24 protein-coding genes, 1 tRNA gene and 3 pseudogenes are annotated in these 18,688 nt (G+C 39.5%); 17 read left to right on the plus strand and 11 right to left on the minus strand.

What is annotated here, in order from left to right:
- Positions 1-120: 120 nt before the first annotated feature.
- The 4 genes from OC529_RS11080 to OC529_RS11095 form a co-directional block, all read right to left on the minus strand.
- Positions 121-480 (minus strand): type II toxin-antitoxin system RelE/ParE family toxin, encoded by a 360-nt coding sequence (locus tag OC529_RS11080; RefSeq protein WP_173307319.1) that lies wholly within the window; start codon positions 478-480, stop codon positions 121-123.
- Positions 470-754 carry a type II toxin-antitoxin system RelB/DinJ family antitoxin gene (locus OC529_RS11085; RefSeq protein ID WP_173307320.1) on the minus strand — a complete coding sequence of 95 codons (285 nt, stop codon included), beginning with the start codon at positions 752-754 and terminating at the stop codon, positions 470-472. Before OC529_RS11085 ends, OC529_RS11080 begins: the two co-directional genes overlap by 11 nt.
- Before the next feature lie 189 nt (positions 755-943).
- Entirely contained in the window at positions 944-1,186 is a 243-nt protein-coding gene (locus OC529_RS11090) for a type B 50S ribosomal protein L31 (protein WP_000710764.1), read from the minus strand.
- Between the two features lie 95 nt (positions 1,187-1,281).
- Entirely contained in the window at positions 1,282-2,217 is a 936-nt protein-coding gene (locus OC529_RS11095) for a DHH family phosphoesterase (protein WP_262082187.1), read from the minus strand.
- A 103-nt stretch (positions 2,218-2,320) separates the two neighbouring features.
- On the opposite strand from OC529_RS11095, the gene OC529_RS11100 reads away from it, so the two are divergent.
- The 12 genes and pseudogenes from OC529_RS11100 to OC529_RS11810 form a co-directional block, all read left to right on the plus strand.
- On the plus strand, positions 2,321-2,764 hold the full coding sequence (locus OC529_RS11100; RefSeq protein WP_000241950.1) for a flavodoxin: 444 nt from the start codon (positions 2,321-2,323) through the stop codon (positions 2,762-2,764).
- Between the two features lie 115 nt (positions 2,765-2,879).
- A complete protein-coding gene (locus tag OC529_RS11105; protein ID WP_000362492.1) occupies positions 2,880-3,146 on the plus strand; it encodes a chorismate mutase in 267 nt (88 codons plus the stop codon).
- Complete coding sequence (crcB, locus tag OC529_RS11110; RefSeq protein WP_000712082.1) at positions 3,143-3,517, plus strand: fluoride efflux transporter CrcB; 375 nt, start codon at positions 3,143-3,145, stop codon at positions 3,515-3,517. The genes OC529_RS11105 and crcB (OC529_RS11110) overlap by 4 nt, the downstream gene beginning before the upstream one ends.
- Positions 3,511-3,840 carry a fluoride efflux transporter CrcB gene (gene crcB / locus OC529_RS11115; protein WP_054388225.1) on the plus strand — a complete coding sequence of 110 codons (330 nt, stop codon included), beginning with the start codon at positions 3,511-3,513 and terminating at the stop codon, positions 3,838-3,840. Before crcB (OC529_RS11110) ends, crcB (OC529_RS11115) begins: the two co-directional genes overlap by 7 nt.
- 118 nt (positions 3,841-3,958) lie before the next feature.
- On the plus strand, positions 3,959-4,306 hold the full coding sequence (gene rplS / locus OC529_RS11120; RefSeq protein ID WP_001068669.1) for a 50S ribosomal protein L19: 348 nt from the start codon (positions 3,959-3,961) through the stop codon (positions 4,304-4,306).
- A gap of 40 nt (positions 4,307-4,346) precedes the next feature.
- Positions 4,347-4,418: transfer RNA gene (locus OC529_RS11125), tRNA-Arg, on the plus strand.
- A 272-nt stretch (positions 4,419-4,690) separates the two neighbouring features.
- Positions 4,691-4,879: a type II toxin-antitoxin system HicA family toxin gene (locus OC529_RS11130; protein ID WP_023936121.1), complete on the plus strand. Its 189-nt coding sequence runs from the start codon at positions 4,691-4,693 to the stop codon at positions 4,877-4,879.
- 57 nt (positions 4,880-4,936) lie between these two features.
- Positions 4,937-5,314 carry a type II toxin-antitoxin system HicB family antitoxin gene (locus tag OC529_RS11135; RefSeq protein WP_000921490.1) on the plus strand — a complete coding sequence of 126 codons (378 nt, stop codon included), beginning with the start codon at positions 4,937-4,939 and terminating at the stop codon, positions 5,312-5,314.
- A gap of 89 nt (positions 5,315-5,403) precedes the next feature.
- Complete coding sequence (locus OC529_RS11140; RefSeq protein ID WP_000077979.1) at positions 5,404-5,565, plus strand: type II toxin-antitoxin system RelB/DinJ family antitoxin; 162 nt, start codon at positions 5,404-5,406, stop codon at positions 5,563-5,565.
- A gap of 45 nt (positions 5,566-5,610) precedes the next feature.
- Positions 5,611-5,925 carry a nucleotidyltransferase family protein gene (locus OC529_RS11145; RefSeq protein ID WP_000263130.1) on the plus strand — a complete coding sequence of 105 codons (315 nt, stop codon included), beginning with the start codon at positions 5,611-5,613 and terminating at the stop codon, positions 5,923-5,925.
- Positions 5,906-6,280 (plus strand): DUF86 domain-containing protein, encoded by a 375-nt coding sequence (locus tag OC529_RS11150; protein WP_262082188.1) that lies wholly within the window; start codon positions 5,906-5,908, stop codon positions 6,278-6,280. The genes OC529_RS11145 and OC529_RS11150 overlap by 20 nt, the downstream gene beginning before the upstream one ends.
- Position 6,281: 1 nt before the next feature.
- A pseudogene (locus OC529_RS11810) lies at positions 6,282-6,616 on the plus strand (site-specific integrase); the annotation flags it as partial.
- Between the two features lie 14 nt (positions 6,617-6,630).
- On the opposite strand, the pseudogene OC529_RS11160 reads toward OC529_RS11810, so the two are convergent.
- The 4 genes and pseudogenes from OC529_RS11160 to OC529_RS11175 form a co-directional block, all read right to left on the minus strand.
- Positions 6,631-6,735: pseudogene (locus OC529_RS11160) on the minus strand (IS5/IS1182 family transposase); the annotation flags it as partial.
- A gap of 105 nt (positions 6,736-6,840) precedes the next feature.
- A pseudogene (locus tag OC529_RS11165) lies at positions 6,841-7,538 on the minus strand (transposase family protein); the annotation flags it as partial.
- A gap of 349 nt (positions 7,539-7,887) precedes the next feature.
- Positions 7,888-8,694, minus strand: coding sequence for a sugar-phosphatase (gene yidA / locus OC529_RS11170; RefSeq protein WP_000023526.1), 807 nt, complete (start codon positions 8,692-8,694; stop codon positions 7,888-7,890).
- A gap of 12 nt (positions 8,695-8,706) precedes the next feature.
- Positions 8,707-10,011, minus strand: coding sequence for an HD domain-containing protein (locus OC529_RS11175; protein ID WP_001003498.1), 1,305 nt, complete (start codon positions 10,009-10,011; stop codon positions 8,707-8,709).
- A 71-nt stretch (positions 10,012-10,082) separates the two neighbouring features.
- Here OC529_RS11175 and OC529_RS11180 point away from each other — a divergent pair, with 71 nt between their 5' ends.
- From OC529_RS11180 to ffh, 3 genes are all read left to right on the plus strand, one after another.
- Complete coding sequence (locus OC529_RS11180; protein WP_001813593.1) at positions 10,083-10,460, plus strand: DUF1934 domain-containing protein; 378 nt, start codon at positions 10,083-10,085, stop codon at positions 10,458-10,460.
- 90 nt (positions 10,461-10,550) lie between these two features.
- Entirely contained in the window at positions 10,551-10,883 is a 333-nt protein-coding gene (locus OC529_RS11185; protein ID WP_000402071.1) for a putative DNA-binding protein, read from the plus strand.
- Positions 10,884-10,894: 11 nt separating this feature from the next.
- A complete protein-coding gene (gene ffh, locus OC529_RS11190; RefSeq protein ID WP_262082189.1) occupies positions 10,895-12,466 on the plus strand; it encodes a signal recognition particle protein in 1,572 nt (523 codons plus the stop codon).
- Between the two features lie 95 nt (positions 12,467-12,561).
- On the opposite strand, the gene OC529_RS11195 is transcribed toward ffh, so the two are convergent.
- Together OC529_RS11195 and rsmG are read right to left on the minus strand one after the other, a co-directional pair.
- On the minus strand, positions 12,562-13,845 hold the full coding sequence (locus tag OC529_RS11195) for a uracil-xanthine permease family protein (RefSeq protein ID WP_064276971.1): 1,284 nt from the start codon (positions 13,843-13,845) through the stop codon (positions 12,562-12,564).
- 350 nt (positions 13,846-14,195) lie between these two features.
- Positions 14,196-14,909: a 16S rRNA (guanine(527)-N(7))-methyltransferase RsmG gene (rsmG, locus tag OC529_RS11200; protein ID WP_119948297.1), complete on the minus strand. Its 714-nt coding sequence runs from the start codon at positions 14,907-14,909 to the stop codon at positions 14,196-14,198.
- 93 nt (positions 14,910-15,002) lie between these two features.
- On the opposite strand from rsmG, the gene OC529_RS11205 reads away from it, so the two are divergent.
- Together OC529_RS11205 and htpX are read left to right on the plus strand one after the other, a co-directional pair.
- Positions 15,003-15,563, plus strand: coding sequence for a LemA family protein (locus OC529_RS11205; RefSeq protein ID WP_173278483.1), 561 nt, complete (start codon positions 15,003-15,005; stop codon positions 15,561-15,563).
- A gap of 1 nt (position 15,564) precedes the next feature.
- Positions 15,565-16,464, plus strand: coding sequence for a zinc metalloprotease HtpX (gene htpX / locus OC529_RS11210; protein ID WP_262082190.1), 900 nt, complete (start codon positions 15,565-15,567; stop codon positions 16,462-16,464).
- A gap of 149 nt (positions 16,465-16,613) precedes the next feature.
- Here htpX and OC529_RS11215 read toward each other — a convergent pair whose 3' ends face one another.
- Positions 16,614-18,173, minus strand: coding sequence for an ATP-binding cassette domain-containing protein (locus tag OC529_RS11215; protein ID WP_262082191.1), 1,560 nt, complete (start codon positions 18,171-18,173; stop codon positions 16,614-16,616).
- Positions 18,174-18,688 lie beyond the last annotated feature (515 nt).

Raw genomic sequence — 18,688 nt, forward strand, 5'->3', positions numbered from 1 at the left:
AAAACTTTGTACTCTGGTTACCATTGTGTGGCTAGCTAGAGTGCAAAGTTTTTTTATTTTTTAGTTAAAATGAAGACTGTGTTCCTTATAAGTACAAGGTTATTAAGAGAGTGGTGGACATTAAAATGATGATTTTGAGTTTTTGTTATTTTTGCTTTGGAGCAAGGTAACATAGTCACTTTTGGTGTGGAATAAGTGGGAAAGAAAAACAGCTCTTTGAGTTTGGTCGATAAAGTAAAGCAAGATATACTGACCGATAATTTTTCCTCGCGTAGGGTACTTACTGTTGATTTTTAGTCCTATTTTTTCATCTGCATCAAAGCCAGCTTCAGGAAAAGTTTCTAAACTTTTTAAGCCGTCTAAAATTCTGGCTACAGTATTTTTAGCCGACTGGGGTGATAAAAGAACAGTGCTGATGTAGTTATGGATACTGTCAATTGCCTGACTCACTTCAGTAGATAGAATCACTTTATAAGTCATATCGTAGCCTCATGTCATCTAGGGAAGTTCCTTGTCCGGATTCATATTCTCTTAAGGCGCGTTCAGATTGGGCTTGTAGCTCCTGAATCAATCGTTCACAGTGTAAATCTTCTGCAGTTTTTATTGGCAAATCTTGTTCGAGAACAATCTGCTCGATAAAAAGACTAATAGCATCCGTCATAGTCATTCCTTTTTCCTTGATGATAGCTCTAGCTTGTTCCATTGATGATTCATTGATTTTAAAATTGTATTGCTTAGTAAGTGATGTAGTCATGGTATATCTCCAATCTATACTATATATAGCTAGTATATATCTTTTATACTTTTTAGGCAAGAAAAAACTTTGTTCTCTAGAAACCATTGTGTGGCTAGCTAGAGTTCAAAGTTTTTTTGAGTTTTGAACATAAAAACAGTAGTTGATTTCAAGAAACAAAAAAGAACAGCCGAAGCTGTCTTTTTATCACTATTTGAGACCGTATTTTTTGTTGAAACGATCCACGCGTCCATCTGCTTGAGTGAACTTTTGACGTCCAGTGTAGAATGGGTGTGAGTCTGATGAAATTTCCACACGGATCAATGGGTAAGTTTCGCCTTCGAACTCAACTGTTTCGTTAGAGCGTTTTGTTGAACCGCTAAGGAATTGGTAACCAGTAGTTGTGTCCATGAAGACAACTGGGCGATATTCTGGATGGATATCTTTTTTCATTTTGCAATATTTCCTTTCTGCCATGGTCTCTTTGCGAGCCATAGATTGTTACCATACTAGTCTATCAGATTCTGAAAAGTTTGGCAAGTATTTTATCAATTTTTAAGCAAGTTTTTTAACTTTTGGTAGATGATTTCGTTTTCCTCTAGGCTATAGGAATTAGCACCGCTTGCTAGAGGGTGGCCTCCACCATCATGTTCCTTGGCGATTTCATTGATAGGATGGATTTTACTGCGTAAGCGAACGCGGTAGTGGCCATCAGCCTGTTCTACAAAAATTCCCCAAAGACTCACACTGTCAATGCGTCCAGGTGCACCTACGATGGCTGCAGTTTCAGCATCGGTAACATTGAATTGTTTCAAGACTTCTTGACTCAGGATAACGCGCGCCGCGCCATTTTCATCCACATCCAGATGGTCGTAGATGTAGCCTTGAAGTTTTGCGATTTTGTAGCTCATAGTGTCCATTTTGCGAGTGAGAGCCGCAAAGTCAAAGTTATGTTCTCTCAAATAAGCAGCCAGGCGAAGAGTCCGTGCAGTGGTAGAAGGGTAGAGGAAGCGACCTGTATCACCAACAATTCCTGCAAAGAGCAACTCAGCAGCTCGATCTGACAAGGCCAGTTGGGTTGTTTGGGCAAATAGAGTAATCATCTCGCTAGCGCTGCTTGAACTAGTATCCACCCAAGATAGGTCACCATATACATCATCATTTGGATGGTGGTCAATCTTAATGAGAAAATCACCTTGACGATAGCGCTTATCATCGATACGAGCAGTATTAGCTGTATCACAGACGATGACAAGGGCACCTTGGTAGGCACTATCTTCAACAAGATCCATCTCAGCCATCCAAGTTAGAGTTGGTTCATCATAACCAACGGCTTTGATGGTTTTTTCAGGGAAATGATGTTTGAGAAGAGCTTTCAAACCCACCTGACTTCCCAAGGCATCAGGGTCTGGTTTCATATGACGATGAATGATAATCGTGTCGTATTCTTTGATTTTTTCTAAAATTTGATGGCAAATTTCCATAAATAACCTCAATTCTTTCTCATTTCATTGTAGCACAAGAATTTTTATTTTTAAAATGAAAAAGATGTGATATAATGGAGAAAGATAAATTGAGGAGGACGATATGGTATTAGCAAAAATTGTATTTGCCAGTATGACCGGTAATACCGAAGAAATTGCAGATATTGTAGCAGACAAATTACGTGACTTGGGCTTGGATGTTGATGTTGATGAATGTACAACTGTTGACGCTTCAGACTTCTTGGAAGCAGACATCGCTATCGTTGCGACCTATACTTATGGTGATGGAGAATTGCCAGATGAGATGATGGACTTCTACGAAGACCTAGCAGATCTCAACTTGAATGGCAAAATCTACGGAGTGGTTGGTTCAGGAGATACCTTCTACGATGAATTCTGTAAGGCTGTTGATGACTTTGATCGTGTTTTTGTTTCGACAGGAGCAGAAAAAGGTTCAGAATGTGTTAAAGTTGATCTCTCTGCTGAGGAAGAAGACATTGAGCGCTTGGAACAATTCGCAGAAGAATTGGCTGCTAAAGTAGGATAAGTATAAACGTGCGCTGATGTAATCAATCAGTGCATTTTTCTTATCGTGAGTTAGGATTTTACTAGCCTATTTGGTGGCTTTTTGATACAATAATTCAAATAAAGGAGGAGACTGTATGGATTTAGATAGTATTCGTCAAGAAATTGATCAAATCGACGACCAAATCGTCAAGCTCTTAGAAGAACGAATGCATTTGGTTGAGGGTGTAGTTGCCTATAAGAAAGCTTCAGGTAAACCGATTTTAGATACCAAGAGAGAAGCGGTTATTTTTGAAAAGGTTAGAAGTCGTGTAGGAGATAAGCGCTATCAGGAAACTATTGTCGCGACTTTTTCGGACATACTCAAACGTTCGCGTGATTATCAGAATCAGAATATCAAATGAAAAAAGAACAATTTTATCCGCTAGGCATTTTTATAGCTGCTATGTTGGGCGGACTTGTGCGCTACCTTGTTTCTACTTGGTTATCAGCCAGTCCAGACTTTCCTTGGGGCACTCTCTTTGTCAACTATCTGGGAATTTTCTGCTTGATTTATCTTGTCAAGGGATATCTGGTCTATAAGGGGACTAGTAAGGGCTTGATTTTAGCACTAGGGACGGGCTTTTGTGGAGGTTTAACAACTTTTTCCAGCCTAATGCTTGATACTGTGAAGCTGCTTGATACAGGGCGTTATCTTAGTTTAGTCCTGTATTTGCTTTTGAGCATCGGTGGAGGCCTACTCTTAGCTTATTTTCTAGGGAGGAAGAAATGGTAATGGTCTATCTTGCAATTGCTTGTGGTTTCGGAGCACTCGTACGCTATTTCTTTTCCCGCTATAATCAAACTTCTAAATTGCCCCTCGGAACGCTCATAGTCAATCTTCTAGGTTGTTTTTTAATTGGATTATTCTACAATCATGTGGAGTCTAAGGAAGTCTATGCTATTTTAGCAACAGGATTTTGTGGAGGTTTGACAACTTTTTCGACCTTGAATGACGAACTCCAAAGATTGTTAAGTGATAGGAAGGGATTTTATTCTTATTTAGCTTTGACCTACCTCGGTGGTTTGATTGCGATTTTTTTAGGAATTCTGCTATAAATTTCTTTACTTTTTTGTGGAAATTTGGTAAACTGTATCTTGTGTGTAATGGACGCACAAAAATACAGTTTATCCGCTGAGGAAGATTCCTCAAGATTGACAAAGATAGGAGAATAAAATGAATCCATTAATCCAAAGCTTGACTGAAGGTCAACTTCGTACAGATATCCCATCATTCCGTCCTGGTGACACTGTTCGTGTACACGCGAAAGTTGTCGAAGGTAACCGTGAACGTATCCAGATTTTTGAAGGTGTTGTTATCGCACGTAAAGGTGCTGGTATCTCAGAAAACTACACAGTTCGTAAAATCTCTAACGGTGTAGGTGTTGAGCGTATCTTCCCAATCCACACTCCACGTGTTGAAAAAATCGAAGTTGTTCGTTACGGTAAAGTACGTCGTGCGAAATTGTACTACTTGCGTGCTCTTCAAGGTAAGGCAGCTCGTATCAAAGAAATCCGTCGTTAATTCGACTAAAACTCTGCTTTTTCAGCAGAGTTTTTATCTAGCTCCCTTAGTTCAATGGATATAACAACTCCCTCCTAAGGAGTAGTTGCAGGTTCGATTCCTGCAGGGGGCATAATAAGAAGCGTAAAGAAACATAAAGAATATTCAAAGTGTTTATTTGTAGGCAATCATCACAATTTAGTTTTTTAAAATAGGTTAGTATTTTTGGAATCTTTGACCAAAGTGTGACCAAAATTTGACCAAAAGTCAATGAATATAGAATAAAGTAGATCAGGAAGCTGGTCTATTTTATTTTGTAGTTATTGAGAAAAAGTGGTTTGTTTTAATTTGACTATTATACACATAATGCGTATAATAGTAAGTGTAAGGAGGTAACGAATATATATGCCACTTACAGGTAAAGAAATGGTGAAACTAGCTCTTGAGAATGGATGGTTTGAAGTTCGTCAAAGAGGAAGTCATCATCATTTTAAGAAAGAGGGTTTTTCTTATCTTGTCACGATTCCAGTTCATGGAAATGAAGATTTGGGAAAGGGATTGGAGAGAAAGATTCTCAAAGATTTAGGATTGTAATTTTTACTTTCCTAAGTCTTTTTACATCAGAGGTAGTAGAATGTTGGGGGTAGTAGAATGTTAAAAACGTATCCAGCTATTTTTCATAAAGAAGGAACAGGATATTGGGTAGAATTTCCAGAATTTGGTGGTGGTACAGAAGGAAAAAATATCGAAGAAGCGATGAAAAATGCTCGAGAAATGCTTGAAAATGTTTTAGCTTCTTATATCGATGAAGGGATGGCGTTGCCTACTCCAAGTGATATTTTAAAGATTGAAGTTTCAGATGGTTTTGTATCAATGATTCAAGTTGATCCTGCGCCTTTTGTGAGAAGTAACAAGGCGATTAGAAAGAACGTGACCGTTCCTGAATGGCTAGTTCGTCTTGCTGATCGAGAAAAGATTAACTATTCAGAAGTTTTGGCACAAGCATTAGAGAAGAAGTTGCAAGTTTAAATTTAAAGACTGTATTTATTAGGGAATAAGTTTGATATGTATTGGTAAAAGTGATACAATAGATATACAAGAAGAAAAGGAGAAATGCTATGTCACAAATTGCTGTAAGAGTAGATGATGAATTGAAAAAAGAAGCGACTGCGATTTTTAATGAGTTGGGGTTGGATATGTCAACTGCTGTGAAGTTATTTTTGAAGCAAAGTGTGTTGACAAGAAGTATTCCTTTTGAAGTTAAACTTGATTCTGAGTAAGGTGAAATAAAAGTGTGGATAGATATAATCTAAAGGGGTTCGGTTATGGTTTATACAATAGATCAGATAAAGGAAAAAATTGTTCCTGTTGCTAAACAATATGATTTATCTAAAATTTATCTATTTGGCTCTTATGCTAGGGGCGAAGCTGATGGGAAAAGTGATGTTGATATTGCTTTGGAGTTAGAGGATGATTCTATATATTTTGATGTATATGGTAGACTTTTGACTATTTTTGATGGTAATATAGATATTCTATTGGTTAGTGATTTACTTTCTCCAAAAACAAACATTGGGAAGTTAGTCAAGAAAAATTTTTTGAATGATAGAGAGGTTATTTATGAGAAGTCAATCTCTTGAAACTGATATAGCATATTTGAAGGATGTGGTTTTATATCTTGATAAGGCCGATGCTGTTTTGTATAAAGCAAGAAGATATAATTTACCTTTAGATGATGATATGGTAGTTGATTCTATCGCTATGAATTTAGGACAGGTAGGAGAACAGTTATCGTTAGGCAAATTATCAGAGGAAGTAAAACAGAAGTATTCAGATAGGATAAACTGGACTCAGATAAAAGGTTTTAGAAATTTTATTTATCATAATTATTCTAACTTAAATTTTAAAATTATAGAGGGTATATTGAAGGAATCTGTTCCCAAAACGAAAGAATCTTTACACTCGATTATAAGAGAATTAGAAGGTGAATTATAAAATAGAAAATGAAAGAGAAACTCTAAAAACGTATGGAAGATTTGCTAGAAATCGACAAATTTTATTCCTCAAAAAACGAATACTTCCATAAGAGAAATTATTATTGATGAAGATTTAATATCTGTATTGGATGCATTGAAAGAGGAACAAGATAAGGTTCTTTATAATCGTGAAGAATTAAAGAAATATGATTTGGTCTCTTGTGATAGAAGGTATAAACTTTCTACAAATTATGGATTGAATAAATACTTGAAAGTATTTTTATCCGAACTTGGGATAGGTAGCCAAACCATGATAGCAAAAGCAGGCAGGCATATTTACGGTTTATATTTATTAGACTTCCTGCAAAACTAGAATCCTAGTTCATGATTGATAATACCAACAATCAAATTCATTCGTAATCCGAAGCGTTTACGATGATTTCGATAGGTTGTTGAAAATATTTTAAACGTTTTCATAGTGAAATGAAATAAGAACAGGACAAATCGATCAGGACAGTCAAATCGATTTCTAACAATGTTTTAGAAGTAGATGTGTACTATTCTAGTTTCAATCTACTATACTCTGTCAAAAATATTCTCAACCTTGATTCTCTCCTTAGATAGCGCATGGTTACAGGCTTTATCTTCAGCTGTTAGCAGCTTGAGTTTGCTGGATTTCCTCGGAGTTTGCGCTTGAGGATATAGCTTCATGAGCCCTTGATAAGCACTGTCAGCCAAGATTTTACCAGCTTGTCCGATATTTCTGCGACTCATTTTGAACAACTTCATATCATGACAATAGTTCACAGCGAGCTCCAAAGAAACAATTCTCCCTTGACTTGTGACAATCGCTTAAGCCTTCATAGCGTGGCATTTCTTTTTACCAGAATCATTCTCTAATTGTTTTTTTAGAACGATTGATTTTTACTTCCGTCGCATCAATCATTACCGTGTCCTCAGAACTGAGAGGAGTTCTTGAAATCGTAACACCACTTTGAACAAGAGTTACTTCAACCCATTGACTCCGATGGGTTAAGTTGCTTTCGTGGATACCAAAATCAGCCGCAATTTGTTCATAAGTTCGATATTCTCGCACATATTGAAGTCGCCATAAGAAGGTATTCTAGGCTTAGTTTAGGTTTTCGTCCCCCTTTTGCGTGTTTACCTTGATAAGCTGTTTTCAATACAGCTAACATCTCTTCAAAAGTCGTGCGCTGAACACCAACCAGGAGCTTAAATCGTGCATCAGTTAGTTGTTTACTTGCTTCATAATTCATAGAACTATTCTACCATATTTTGTTTCGCAGGAAGTCTATTATCAAAAGGTGTTGATATATGGGCTGTTTCAAGATTACTAAGGCATAAAGATATACAACAAATTATTCAAACTTACGGACATACTCTAAAAGAGGGTTATTGATAAATAGTATAGGAAGAGCCTTAAAATAAGGTTTTTTCTATTTATCGATTCCAGCAGGGGGTATGTAATTAGATACTATAGTAGATTGAAACTAGAATAGTGTATCTGGACTTCTAAAACATTACTAGAAATTGATTTGTCCTATTCCTATTTCATTTTACTATAAAAACCGCTCAACTGAGCGGTTTTCGTCTATTCATATCCTCTTACAGTACCCATGTTCGGATGGCGTGGGCAACGCCGGATTCGTCATTTGTTTTAGTGATGTATTTGGCGATTTTTTTGATTTCTGGATTTCCATTTTCCATGACAACGGGGTTTCCAACGACTTCCAGCATGGCACGGTCATTTTCTTCGTCACCGATTGCCATGGTTTCATCTTTGGTCAATCCGAGTTTTTCAGCCAAGTGAGTAATAGCTGAACCCTTGTCTACATTCTTTTTAAGGAGTTCGAGGTAGAAAGGAGCAGATTTGTTGATAGAGTAGTGCTCGTAAAATTCGGCTGGTATTTTTTCAATCGCAGCATCGAGAATTTCTGGTTCATCGATGAACATACACTTGACAATTTCCTTGCCAGCCATTTCTTCAGGGGTACGGTAGAAGATAGGCATGCTGACGAGGGTTGATTCGTGCACAGTGTATGTTCCGATATTGCGATTTGCAGTATAGATACCGTCCTTGGTAATGGCATGCATGTGGACACCGAGCTTGCGACTGAGGAATTCCATATCCAGATAATCCTCATAGGTCAAGGATTCGCTGATAATCTCATGGCCAGTAGCAGTTTCTTGGACAAGGGCACCATTGAAGGTCACCACATAGTCACCTTGGTCTCTCAACTGCAAGTCGTCCAGAAGTTTGGCAACACCTGCGATGGGGCGGCCAGTTGCAATCACGACTTTGACACCAGCTTCTTTGGCATCTTGGATGGCAGAAAAGACTTCAGGAGTGATTTCCTTTTGGCTGTTGACTAGGGTTCCGTCAATATCGACGGCGATTAGTTTAATACTCATAAATTTCCTCTTTTAGTTTTTATTTGGGGTAAAATGATCGTTCTCAATCAAGTGTAAAAATTGCTGGGTGATGCTTGCGAAGATGCTGTTTTGGTCTAACATTTCTTTCGGGAAATAAAAGCGATTATCTCCGTGGCGACTTCCAGCAAGGGATTGGACGATAGGGGACAGGCTAGAGAGTTCTGCCAGTTCTCCATTTTTTTGTAAAATCTCAATCTGTGTCCTTGGATTTTCAGATTCGGGACGGTAAATATCATAAGGGAGGTCAAAGTTCTTATGAATGGCAGTATAGTAGTCGGGATCAAAGCCGATGTCCTCAACCAATTTTCTCATGCTAGCGAGTTGGTCTTGGTCTTCTTGTGAAAAGGTAATGGATTTAAAGACCTTGCGGTTGACAAAGCGATGCGATAAATCTGCAAGAATCTTGTCAGGACTGGTCATCCAAAGCTGGAAGTAGGTATTCATCACGCCATCATCCAGAGCCAGATAGTCAGTCAAGGTCACATTTTTTTCGAAGAAAGGCAGGAGGTGTGGAGAAGTTCGGGCAAAGAAATCCTTGTCCTCAGGATAGAGTTCCTTGGCGCGTTTGAGAAGATTCTGTAGGAGAACTTCCATGGCGCGTGTTGCGGGGTGGAAATAAACCTGCATGTACATCTGGTAGCGACTGAGGACGTAGTCTTCGATGGCGTGCATGCCATTGCGCTGAAAGGCGATACCATTTTCGATAGGACGAATGACTCGGAGGATTCGAGTCAGGTCAAATTCCCCATAGGATGCTCCTGTAAAATAGGAGTCGCGCAAGAGATAGTCCATGCGATCTGCGTCAATCTGACTAGAAATGAGCTGCACGACCTGCTTATTAGGATAGGTATGGTCAATGACACTGGCCACCTTTTCTGGGAAATCAGGTGCCACTTGTAGCAGGACTTGGTGAATCTCTGTCTCAGGATTTTGAATAATCTCCTGAGTAATGGCTTCATGGTCTGTATCAAAGAGATTTTCAAAAGTATGGGAGTAGGCACCATGCCCAAGGTCGTGTAGGAGAGCAGCGGTCATGGTCAAGAGAGACTCGGCAGGATTCCATTCCTCAGGATATTTTTCTTCGAAAATCTCTGTGATGCGTCGTGCAATTTCATAGACTCCTAGACAGTGAGAGAAGCGACTGTGTTCTCCACCGTGGAAGGTATAACTGGAAGTTCCCAGTTGTTTGATCCGGCGCAAACGCTGAAATTCTTTTGTATTAATCAAGTCATAGATGATTTGATTATTGACATGGATGTAGTTGTGAACAGGGTCACGGAATACTTTTTCGTTCATATGACCATTATAGCAAAATCCTGCTCTTTTTGGTAAAATAGTAGGACAAGAGACAAGAAAGAGGGCCTGATGTGAAGATTCGGATGCGAAATACAATTCAGTTTGATGAGCAGTTGGAAGTGATTGACCAGCTTTATGATGTGGAAGTGCATGAAAAAGGAGATTATAGCTACCTGCTTTTCTATAATGAGGAAAAGGAAAAAGTAGTGATTAAATTTCATGGTCAAGAACTTGTGATGAGTCGATTTTCCAATCCCAAGACCATTATGCGCTTTCTAAAGGATAGTGATAGTTTAGCCTATATTCCCACACCTATGGGTATGCAGGAGTTTATTATCCAAACGAATCGTTATCAAGTGGATGGGCAAAAGATTGAACTAGATTATCAACTACAAAATCAAGAGGGACATCCCTTTGCCAGCTATCAATTGGAAATTACTTGGGGCTAGGCTCATGTCTTTTTCAAATTTAGCTATCTATCTTCTTGGATCGGCTTCCTAGTGTGGTAGATTAGGCTAATTTTTGGTATAATAAAAGTTATGGAAATCGAAAAAACCAATCGTATGAATGCGCTCTTTGAATTTTATGCGGCGCTTTTGACAGATAAGCAAATGAATTATATCGAGCTCTACTACGCTGATGATTACAGCCTTGCTGAGATTGCTGAAGAGTTCGGTGTCAGTCGTCAGGCTGTCTATGACAATATCAAGCGAACAGAAAAGATTCTGGAAGATTATGAGATGAAATTGCACATGTACTCGGACTATATTGTCCGCAGTCAGATTTTTGATCAGATTTTGGAGCGCTATCCCAAGGATAACTTTCTGCAGGAGCAGATAGAAATTTTAACAAGCATTGATAATAGAGAATAAGAGGAAGAAAAATGGCATTTGAAAGTTTAACAGAACGTTTGCAGAACGTCTTTAAAAATCTACGTAAAAAAGGAAAAATCTCTGAATCTGATGTCCAAGAGGCAACCAAAGAAATTCGCTTGGCCTTGCTCGAGGCCGACGTTGCCTTGCCTGTTGTAAAGGACTTTATCAAGAAAGTTCGTGAGCGTGCAGTCGGGCATGAGGTCATTGATACACTTAATCCTGCGCAACAGATTATTAAAATCGTTGATGAGGAACTGACAGCCGTTTTAGGTTCTGATACGGCAGAAATTATCAAGTCACCTAAGATTCCAACCATCATCATGATGGTTGGTTTACAAGGGGCTGGTAAAACAACCTTTGCTGGTAAATTGGCCAACAAACTCAAGAAAGAAGAAAATGCTCGTCCTTTGATGGTTGCGGCGGATATTTATCGTCCAGCTGCCATTGACCAGCTTAAGACCTTGGGACAACAGATTGATGTGCCTGTCTTTGCACTTGGAACAGAAGTACCAGCTGTTGAGATTGTACGTCAAGGTTTGGAGCAAGCCCAAACTAATCATAACGACTATGTCTTGATTGATACTGCGGGTCGTTTGCAGATTGATGAGCTCCTCATGAATGAGCTTCGTGATGTGAAAGCATTGGCTCAACCAAATGAAATCTTGCTTGTCGTTGATGCTATGATTGGTCAGGAAGCAGCCAATGTTGCGCGTGAGTTTAATGATCAGTTGGAAGTGACTGGGGTTATCCTTACCAAGATTGACGGCGATACTCGTGGTGGTGCGGCTCTATCTGTTCGTCACATTACCGGAAAACCAATCAAGTTCACTGGTACAGGTGAAAAGATTACGGACATTGAGACCTTCCACCCAGACCGCATGTCTAGCCGTATCCTTGGCATGGGGGATATGCTTACGTTGATTGAGAAAGCTTCTCAGGAATACGATGAGCAAAAGGCTCTTGAAATGGCTGAGAAGATGCGTGAAAACACCTTTGATTTCAATGATTTCATTGATCAGTTGGATCAGGTGCAAAACATGGGGCCGATGGAAGACTTGCTCAAGATGATTCCAGGTATGGCCAACAACCCAGCCCTTCAAAACATGAAGGTGGATGAACGCCAGATTGCTCGCAAACGTGCCATTGTGTCTTCTATGACACCTGAAGAACGTGAAAATCCAGATTTGCTAAATCCAAGCCGTCGACGTCGTATCGCAGCTGGTTCTGGGAATACATTTGTCGAAGTTAATAAATTCATTAAAGACTTTAACCAGGCTAAACAACTCATGCAGGGTGTTATGTCTGGAGATATGAACAAAATGATGAAGCAAATGGGAATCAATCCAAACAACCTTCCTAAAAATATGCCAAATATGGGAGGAATGGATATGTCTGCCCTTGAAGGAATGATGGGACAAGGCGGTATGCCTGACCTGTCAGCTCTCGGAGGAGCAGGAATGCCAGATATGAGTCAGATGTTTGGTGGTGGACTCAAAGGTAAAATCGGTGAATTTGCCATGAAACAGTCCATGAAACGCATGGCTAACAAAATGAAGAAAGCGAAGAAGAAACGCAAGTAAGACGAAGGAAGGCCGCAGGGCTTTCCTTTTTTAGAAAGAAGAAAAATGAGCACTTCCGTAATTGGAAATGCTCGTTTTTTGATGTGTTTAGACTCTTAATCTTTATTTTCGTATGGCAAGATTAAGTTCAAGATGATTCCTGTCATGGCTGATAGGGCAGTTCCTGAAAGGGTAACTGGACCGAGTTTAAGGATAGCTCCTCCAAGTCCAAGGACCAACATAGCACTTGCGATGATGAGGTTACGCATTTGACTGAAGTCAACACGTTCTTTAATCAAGACTTTCAAACCGTTGCTGGCGATAACTCCATAGAGAAGTATTGACATACCACCAAGTACAGCATTTGGAATAGTTGAAATCAAAGCAGTGAATTTACCAAGGAAGCTGAGGGCAATCGCGATAAAGGCAGCGTTACGGATAACTGAGACAGAAGCGATACGAGTCATACCGATAACCCCTGTGTTTTCTCCATAAGTTGTATTGGCTGGTCCACCAAGGAAGGCAGAAACAGAAGTTGCGATACCGTCACCAAGAAGAGTACGGTGAAGACCTGGTTCTTTCAAGAATTGACGGCCACAGATTTGACCCAAAACAGTATGGTCTCCGATATGCTCAGAAATTGTTACGATAGCGATTGGCAAGATAGCGATAGTTTCTGGACCAAAGTAAAGATTGTATTCTTTAAAGGCACCACCTGTGCTAAATGGCAAGTAGAAACCAGGAATTTCAAACCAGTTAGCTTCTAGGACAGGCGTAAAGTCAACCAAGCCAAGAGTTAGTGCGAAGAGGTAACCACCGATAATGGCAAAGAGGAATGGAATGATTCGTAGGAAGCCTTTTCCTTTTGTATTGATAAAGGCAGCAATCAAGAACGTAACAACGGCTACAAGAGCATTTTTCCAATTTCCGTCTGCTACAAGACCTGCATTGGTAACAGCTGAACCTGCAAGTCCAAGACCGATAACGATGATCATAGGACCGATAATGATTGGTGGCAAGAGTTTATCAATCCATTTTGTTCCTACAAATCGGATGCTGGTAGCCACAAGGACATAGACCAAACCAGTCAAGATAACCCCTGTTTGAGCAGCAGATACATCCCCACCCATTTCTTTCATAGCCAGTGACATAGCTGTGATAAAGGCGAATGAAGAACCTAGATAAACTGGAACTTTAAAACCAGTTGAAATCATGTAGATGAGTGTTCCAACACCTGAAGCAAAAAGGGCAACAGATACAGGCATTCCCAAAATCAATGGTACTAAGATGGTCGCACCAAACATGGCGAAAACGTGTTGGAAGCTAAGGAGAATTCCTTTTCCAGCCGAAGGACGTTGGTCAACGTCTAGTAACAAATCAACAGTTGATTCTTGTTTCATATAAACCTCACTTTTGGGCATCAAAAAAGAGCCCATTATTTTACAGCAATAGGCCCTCAGAGTAAGACTTCTTTAAAATCTAGACTTTAAAGAGTTTCAAATATTTCTGCGTCTTCGTCACCTCACGGGATGACATTAAAAACCTTTGCTTGTGATAGTATAGCAGAAAAAAATGATTTTGTAAATCATTTTTTCCCGAGCCTAAAAATAAAAGAGCGAGGTTGATTTTGTAAATCATTTTTTCCCGAGCCTAGAAATAAAAGAGCGAGGTTGATTTTGTAAATCATTTTTTCTCGAGCCTAGAAATAAGAGAGCGAGGATGACTTTGTAAACATTTTTTACTAAAAAATTTAAAGCGGGCGTTTATTTGGCATACCAGCCTTTCTTGGGTATTTGTTGGGCGTTTCTTTTTTCTTTTCTACCACTGTGATATAACGCGGATCTCCATTTGGTAGGGCGTAGCTGAGATTGTCTTCGACTTTACTAAAAAGGAGGTTGAGGGCATTCTTAGCTTCAAATAATTCCTCAGGCGCATTGCTGGCCTTGAGTGCCAATAGTTTACCACCAACTTTAAGGTAAGGAATTGTCAATTCAGACAAGACCTGCATACGGGCTACAGCACGAGCTGTTACAAAATCATACTGAGCACGGAAGTTCTTGTCTTGGGCAAAATCTTCGGCACGTCCATGGTAGAAATGAACATCGTCCAAATCCAGTTCTTGAGCCAAGAGTTGTAGGAAGTTGATGCGCTTATTTAGCGAATCAATGATGGTCACATCTAACTGAGGATAGAGGATTTTCATTGGTAGACTAGGAAATCCTGCCCCAGCTCCAATATCAAGAAGTTTGATAGTTTCATTAGGAATCAAACCTTGAAGAATGGGTGCAATCGAATCGTAAAAATGTTTGAGATAAACTTCTTCCTTGTCCGTAATCGCCGTCAAATTAATCTTCTCATTCCACTCGACCAAGAGTTCAAAATAACGTTCAAATTGTTTTTTTTGCTGGTCCGAAAGTGGAAGATTTTGCTCGGCAAGCAAGTTGTAAAATGTTTCTGGTTTCATAGTTATTTCCTTCTTTAGTATCATCTTATTTTACCACAATCATTAAAAATTTGATATACTGGTACTAATCTAAAAGTAGAAAGGACTTATATCATGACTTGGATTATTCTTGGAGTTATCGCTCTTGTTGTTATTTTTGTGATTGTTAGCTATAACGGTTTGGTTAAGAATCGTATGCAAACAAAGGAGGCTTGGAGCCAAATTGATGTTCAGTTGAAACGTCGAAATGACCTCTTGCCAAACTTGATTGAGACTGTAAAAGGTTATGCTAAATATGAAGGTTCTACCCTTGAAAAGGTGGCAGAACTGCGTAACCAAGTGGCAGCAGCGACTTCACCAGCAGAAGCTATGAAAGCTAGTGATGCCCTCACTCGTCAGGTTGCAGGTATTTTTGCAGTTGCAGAAAGCTATCCAGATTTGAAGGCAAGCGCCAACTTTGTTAAATTGCAAGAGGAGTTGACAAACACAGAAAATAAAATTTCTTACTCTCGTCAACTCTACAACAGTGTTGTCAGCAACTACAATGTAAAATTAGAAACTTTCCCAAGCAATATTATCGCTGGAATATTTGGATTTAAAGCAGCAGATTTCCTTCAAACACCAGAAGAGGAAAAGGCAGTTCCTAAAGTTGATTTTAGCGGTTTAGGTGACTAAGATGTTGTTTGATCAAATTGCAAGCAATAAACGAAAAACCTGGATTTTGTTGCTGGTATTTTTCCTACTCTTAGCTCTTGTTGGTTATGCAGTTGGTTATCTCTTTATGAAATCTGGGCTTGGTGGTTTGGTTATCGCACTGATTATCGGCTTTATCTATGCCTTGTCCATGATTTTTCAATCAACAGAGATTGTCATGTCCATGAACGGGGCGCGTGAGGTGGATGAGCAAATGGCACCAGACCTCTACCATGTAGTGGAAGATATGGCTATGGTGGCTCAGATTCCTATGCCCCGTGTTTTCATCATTGATGATCCAGCCTTAAATGCCTTTGCGACAGGTTCTAATCCTCAAAATGCGGCGGTTGCTGCGACGTCAGGTCTCCTAGCTATCATGAATCGTGAAGAACTAGAAGCTGTTATGGGACATGAAGTCAGTCATATTCGTAATTACGATATCCGTATTTCGACTATTGCCGTTGCTCTTGCCAGTGCTATCACCATGCTTTCTAGTATGGCAGGTCGTATGATGTGGTGGGGTGGAGCAGGTCGCAGACGAAGTGATGATGACCGAGATGGAAATGGTTTAGAAATCATTATGCTCGTGGTTTCCCTCCTAGCTATTGTGCTGGCACCTCTCGCTGCAACCTTGGTGCAACTAGCTATTTCTCGTCAGAGGGAATTCCTAGCTGATGCTTCCAGTGTTGAGTTGACGCGCAATCCTCAAGGGATGATAAATGCTCTACATAAGTTGGATAATAGTAAACCGATGAGTCGTCCTGTCGACGATGCCAGCAGTGCACTTTATATCAATGATCCCAAGAAAGGTGGAGGGTTCCAAAAACTCTTTTATACCCACCCACCTATCTCAGAACGGATTGAACGTTTGAAACAGATGTAAAATGAAGGCTGGGAAAAAGCCTTTAAAATCTGAAAAAATGCATAATATCAGGTGTGAAAACTTGATATTATGCGTTTTATTATGGGAAGATTTACTTCTTTTTCTCCTAAAATTGTGTTTTTGCCCCACCTATCTGCTATGTTGCAAATTTATAAATCTTCAAAATCAACTACCTCTAAACCATGTTCTGTCATGCGATAGATGATCGAGCAGACCTCTTTTAAGAAACGACGGTCATGCGAAACAGTGATGAGACCACCAGGATAAGTGGCAAAGAGTTTTCTGATTTCGGGTTGAGAAGTTGGAGAAAAGTTTCGTGTGGGCTCATCCAGCAGGAGAAAGTTTGGTTTGCGCAAGACTAAATCCAAAAGCAGGAGTTTGCCTTGTTGTCCGCCAGATAAGGAGCGAATTTGATGCTGCATTTCTGGATAACTGAAATTGAGACTGGCTAAGTGAGATTGGATTTTCTGCAGTTCCTCTTTTTCCCCAGTTTTGCTGAGATAGGCTATTGGTGATAAATCCAATTGCAGTTTTTTGTGGTAATCTTGTGGCATAAAACCAAGCGAAATCTCTCTTTTATCATTCAGAAGTTGCTGTAATTTGGCTAACAGAGTTGATTTCCCCATACCATTTGGGCCAATGATACCGATTTTTTCTTGGCCACGAACAGTTAGTTGAAGTCCTTGAGCCAAAACTCGCTCGCCGATGGACAAATTTTCTTTTTCCAGTTGGATTAAGACTTTAGAAGCAGGTAATGGCTGTATATCTGAGAAGAAAAGTCTGATTTCTTCCTCTTCAAGTGGTTTTTGGGTCATGGACTGAGCTGTCTTTTCAAAGCGTTTTTCTTGAGAGAGGACATTTTTCATTTTTTTAGCCAATAGGCGACCTGCAGTACTGTCTTTGGTAGCTCGAAGCGCAGTTTCTACATTTTGCTTGACTCTCCGATGTTTTTCAATGGTTTTATCGTAGGCTCTCTGGTCGTTAGCAGCTTGCTGGCTTTGTCTGGCAAAATTAACTTTTCTCTGCTCACTATAGCTATCATAGTCTAAATGTTCTACTAACGTTTCTGCTTCTTTACGGTGCTTGACCAGTCGCAAGTGGACAATAGTGTCTGCCGTTTCAGAAAGAAAGTCTTCATCATGGGAAATGAAAATAACGGCTTGCCGAATCTTGCGCATTTGACCTTTTAGCCAATCAACCGTCTCAAGGTCCAAGTCATTTGAAGGTTCATCTAAAAATAGAATCTCAAAGGGGTTGGCTAACTCATGGATAAGCTGAATTTTCAAAGCTTCGCCACCCGAGAGGCTCCCGATCTCTTGGTCACTAGCGAAACGATCGCTATCAAAATGCAATTCCTCAGCCAAACGATAGAGGACACTGTAGTCTAAATCAATAGAATCTAAAAAGAAGTAGTCGTGTAGACTTCTCTTTTTCAGCTCCTCGGGGAGTTTTTGAGGAATATAGGCTATTGATTGATAATCAGATTGAATGTCTCCCCTGATAGTGAAATCAGGCAAAGCTTCCCCCATTAAAGTTTTAAGTAAGGTTGATTTACCATTTCCTTCTTCGCCGATAATAGCTACCTTTTCCCCGGATTGGATGGTCATGTTTAAGTCTGAGACAAGGTCTTGTAAATCTTTGTTTTGTGTGATGGTCAGGTGATTGATTTTTATCATATGATTGCCCTTTCTAGAATGTCCATAGTGCATAACAAAAAGCTCTACTTTATCTAGTAGAGCCCAAAGTCACTGTCAAAACTCTATTATCCTCGTTGAAAAACTCGTCAAACTAGCTTGGAGTTGCCTAACCCAACCCAAGAGGAGCATAGCTTTCTAGTTTTTTGATTTTCAATGGGGACAAGATACTAGAAAATCTAGTATGAAAAGAGCACACAAAAAGAGACAAAAACAAGATCTACTAAATAAAGGTTCTTTATTTGATAGACTTAGTTGTTCATGTCTCCCTTACCTCCGAGTATTAGTATCTTTATACTATACCTTTAAGGAAATTTTGTCAACAGAAAACTGGAAATTCTATGCTCTAAAATCCGTGTGGTAGGCATTAGTAATGAGTTCTTTGTCTTCCATGTGAGTATCTTCCTTGCTCTGATGTATTCTTGCCTATAGTATAGAACTAAAAAAATGACATAGTAAACATGTTAAAAACTCGAATGTTAATTACAAAGTTTGCTGTGCTGATTTGTAGCCTTTTCATGGTATAATCA

It is taken from the genome of Streptococcus sp. Marseille-Q5855 (assembly GCF_946901985.1).
Taxonomy (GTDB): Bacteria; Bacillota; Bacilli; order Lactobacillales; family Streptococcaceae; genus Streptococcus.

Excerpts from the sequence above, each read along its gene's own strand:
- OC529_RS11080 (WP_173307319.1), bottom strand. The coding sequence starts at position 480 with ATGACTTATAAAGTGATTCTATCTACTGAAGTGAGTCAGGCAATTGAC.
- OC529_RS11085 (WP_173307320.1), bottom strand. The coding sequence starts at position 754 with ATGACTACATCACTTACTAAGCAATACAATTTTAAAATCAATGAATCA.
- OC529_RS11090 (WP_000710764.1), bottom strand. The coding sequence starts at position 1,186 with ATGAAAAAAGATATCCATCCAGAATATCGCCCAGTTGTCTTCATGGAC.
- OC529_RS11095 (WP_262082187.1), bottom strand. The coding sequence starts at position 2,217 with ATGGAAATTTGCCATCAAATTTTAGAAAAAATCAAAGAATACGACACG.
- OC529_RS11100 (WP_000241950.1), top strand. The coding sequence starts at position 2,321 with ATGGTATTAGCAAAAATTGTATTTGCCAGTATGACCGGTAATACCGAA.
- OC529_RS11105 (WP_000362492.1), top strand. The coding sequence starts at position 2,880 with ATGGATTTAGATAGTATTCGTCAAGAAATTGATCAAATCGACGACCAA.
- crcB (WP_000712082.1), top strand. The coding sequence starts at position 3,143 with ATGAAAAAAGAACAATTTTATCCGCTAGGCATTTTTATAGCTGCTATG.
- crcB (WP_054388225.1), top strand. The coding sequence starts at position 3,511 with ATGGTAATGGTCTATCTTGCAATTGCTTGTGGTTTCGGAGCACTCGTA.
- rplS (WP_001068669.1), top strand. The coding sequence starts at position 3,959 with ATGAATCCATTAATCCAAAGCTTGACTGAAGGTCAACTTCGTACAGAT.
- OC529_RS11130 (WP_023936121.1), top strand. The coding sequence starts at position 4,691 with ATGCCACTTACAGGTAAAGAAATGGTGAAACTAGCTCTTGAGAATGGA.
- OC529_RS11135 (WP_000921490.1), top strand. The coding sequence starts at position 4,937 with ATGTTAAAAACGTATCCAGCTATTTTTCATAAAGAAGGAACAGGATAT.
- OC529_RS11140 (WP_000077979.1), top strand. The coding sequence starts at position 5,404 with ATGTCACAAATTGCTGTAAGAGTAGATGATGAATTGAAAAAAGAAGCG.
- OC529_RS11145 (WP_000263130.1), top strand. The coding sequence starts at position 5,611 with ATGGTTTATACAATAGATCAGATAAAGGAAAAAATTGTTCCTGTTGCT.
- OC529_RS11150 (WP_262082188.1), top strand. The coding sequence starts at position 5,906 with ATGAGAAGTCAATCTCTTGAAACTGATATAGCATATTTGAAGGATGTG.
- yidA (WP_000023526.1), bottom strand. The coding sequence starts at position 8,694 with ATGAGTATTAAACTAATCGCCGTCGATATTGACGGAACCCTAGTCAAC.
- OC529_RS11175 (WP_001003498.1), bottom strand. The coding sequence starts at position 10,011 with ATGAACGAAAAAGTATTCCGTGACCCTGTTCACAACTACATCCATGTC.
- OC529_RS11185 (WP_000402071.1), top strand. The coding sequence starts at position 10,551 with ATGGAAATCGAAAAAACCAATCGTATGAATGCGCTCTTTGAATTTTAT.
- ffh (WP_262082189.1), top strand. The coding sequence starts at position 10,895 with ATGGCATTTGAAAGTTTAACAGAACGTTTGCAGAACGTCTTTAAAAAT.
- OC529_RS11195 (WP_064276971.1), bottom strand. The coding sequence starts at position 13,845 with ATGAAACAAGAATCAACTGTTGATTTGTTACTAGACGTTGACCAACGT.
- rsmG (WP_119948297.1), bottom strand. The coding sequence starts at position 14,909 with ATGAAACCAGAAACATTTTACAACTTGCTTGCCGAGCAAAATCTTCCA.
- OC529_RS11205 (WP_173278483.1), top strand. The coding sequence starts at position 15,003 with ATGACTTGGATTATTCTTGGAGTTATCGCTCTTGTTGTTATTTTTGTG.
- htpX (WP_262082190.1), top strand. The coding sequence starts at position 15,565 with ATGTTGTTTGATCAAATTGCAAGCAATAAACGAAAAACCTGGATTTTG.
- OC529_RS11215 (WP_262082191.1), bottom strand. The coding sequence starts at position 18,173 with ATGCACTATGGACATTCTAGAAAGGGCAATCATATGATAAAAATCAAT.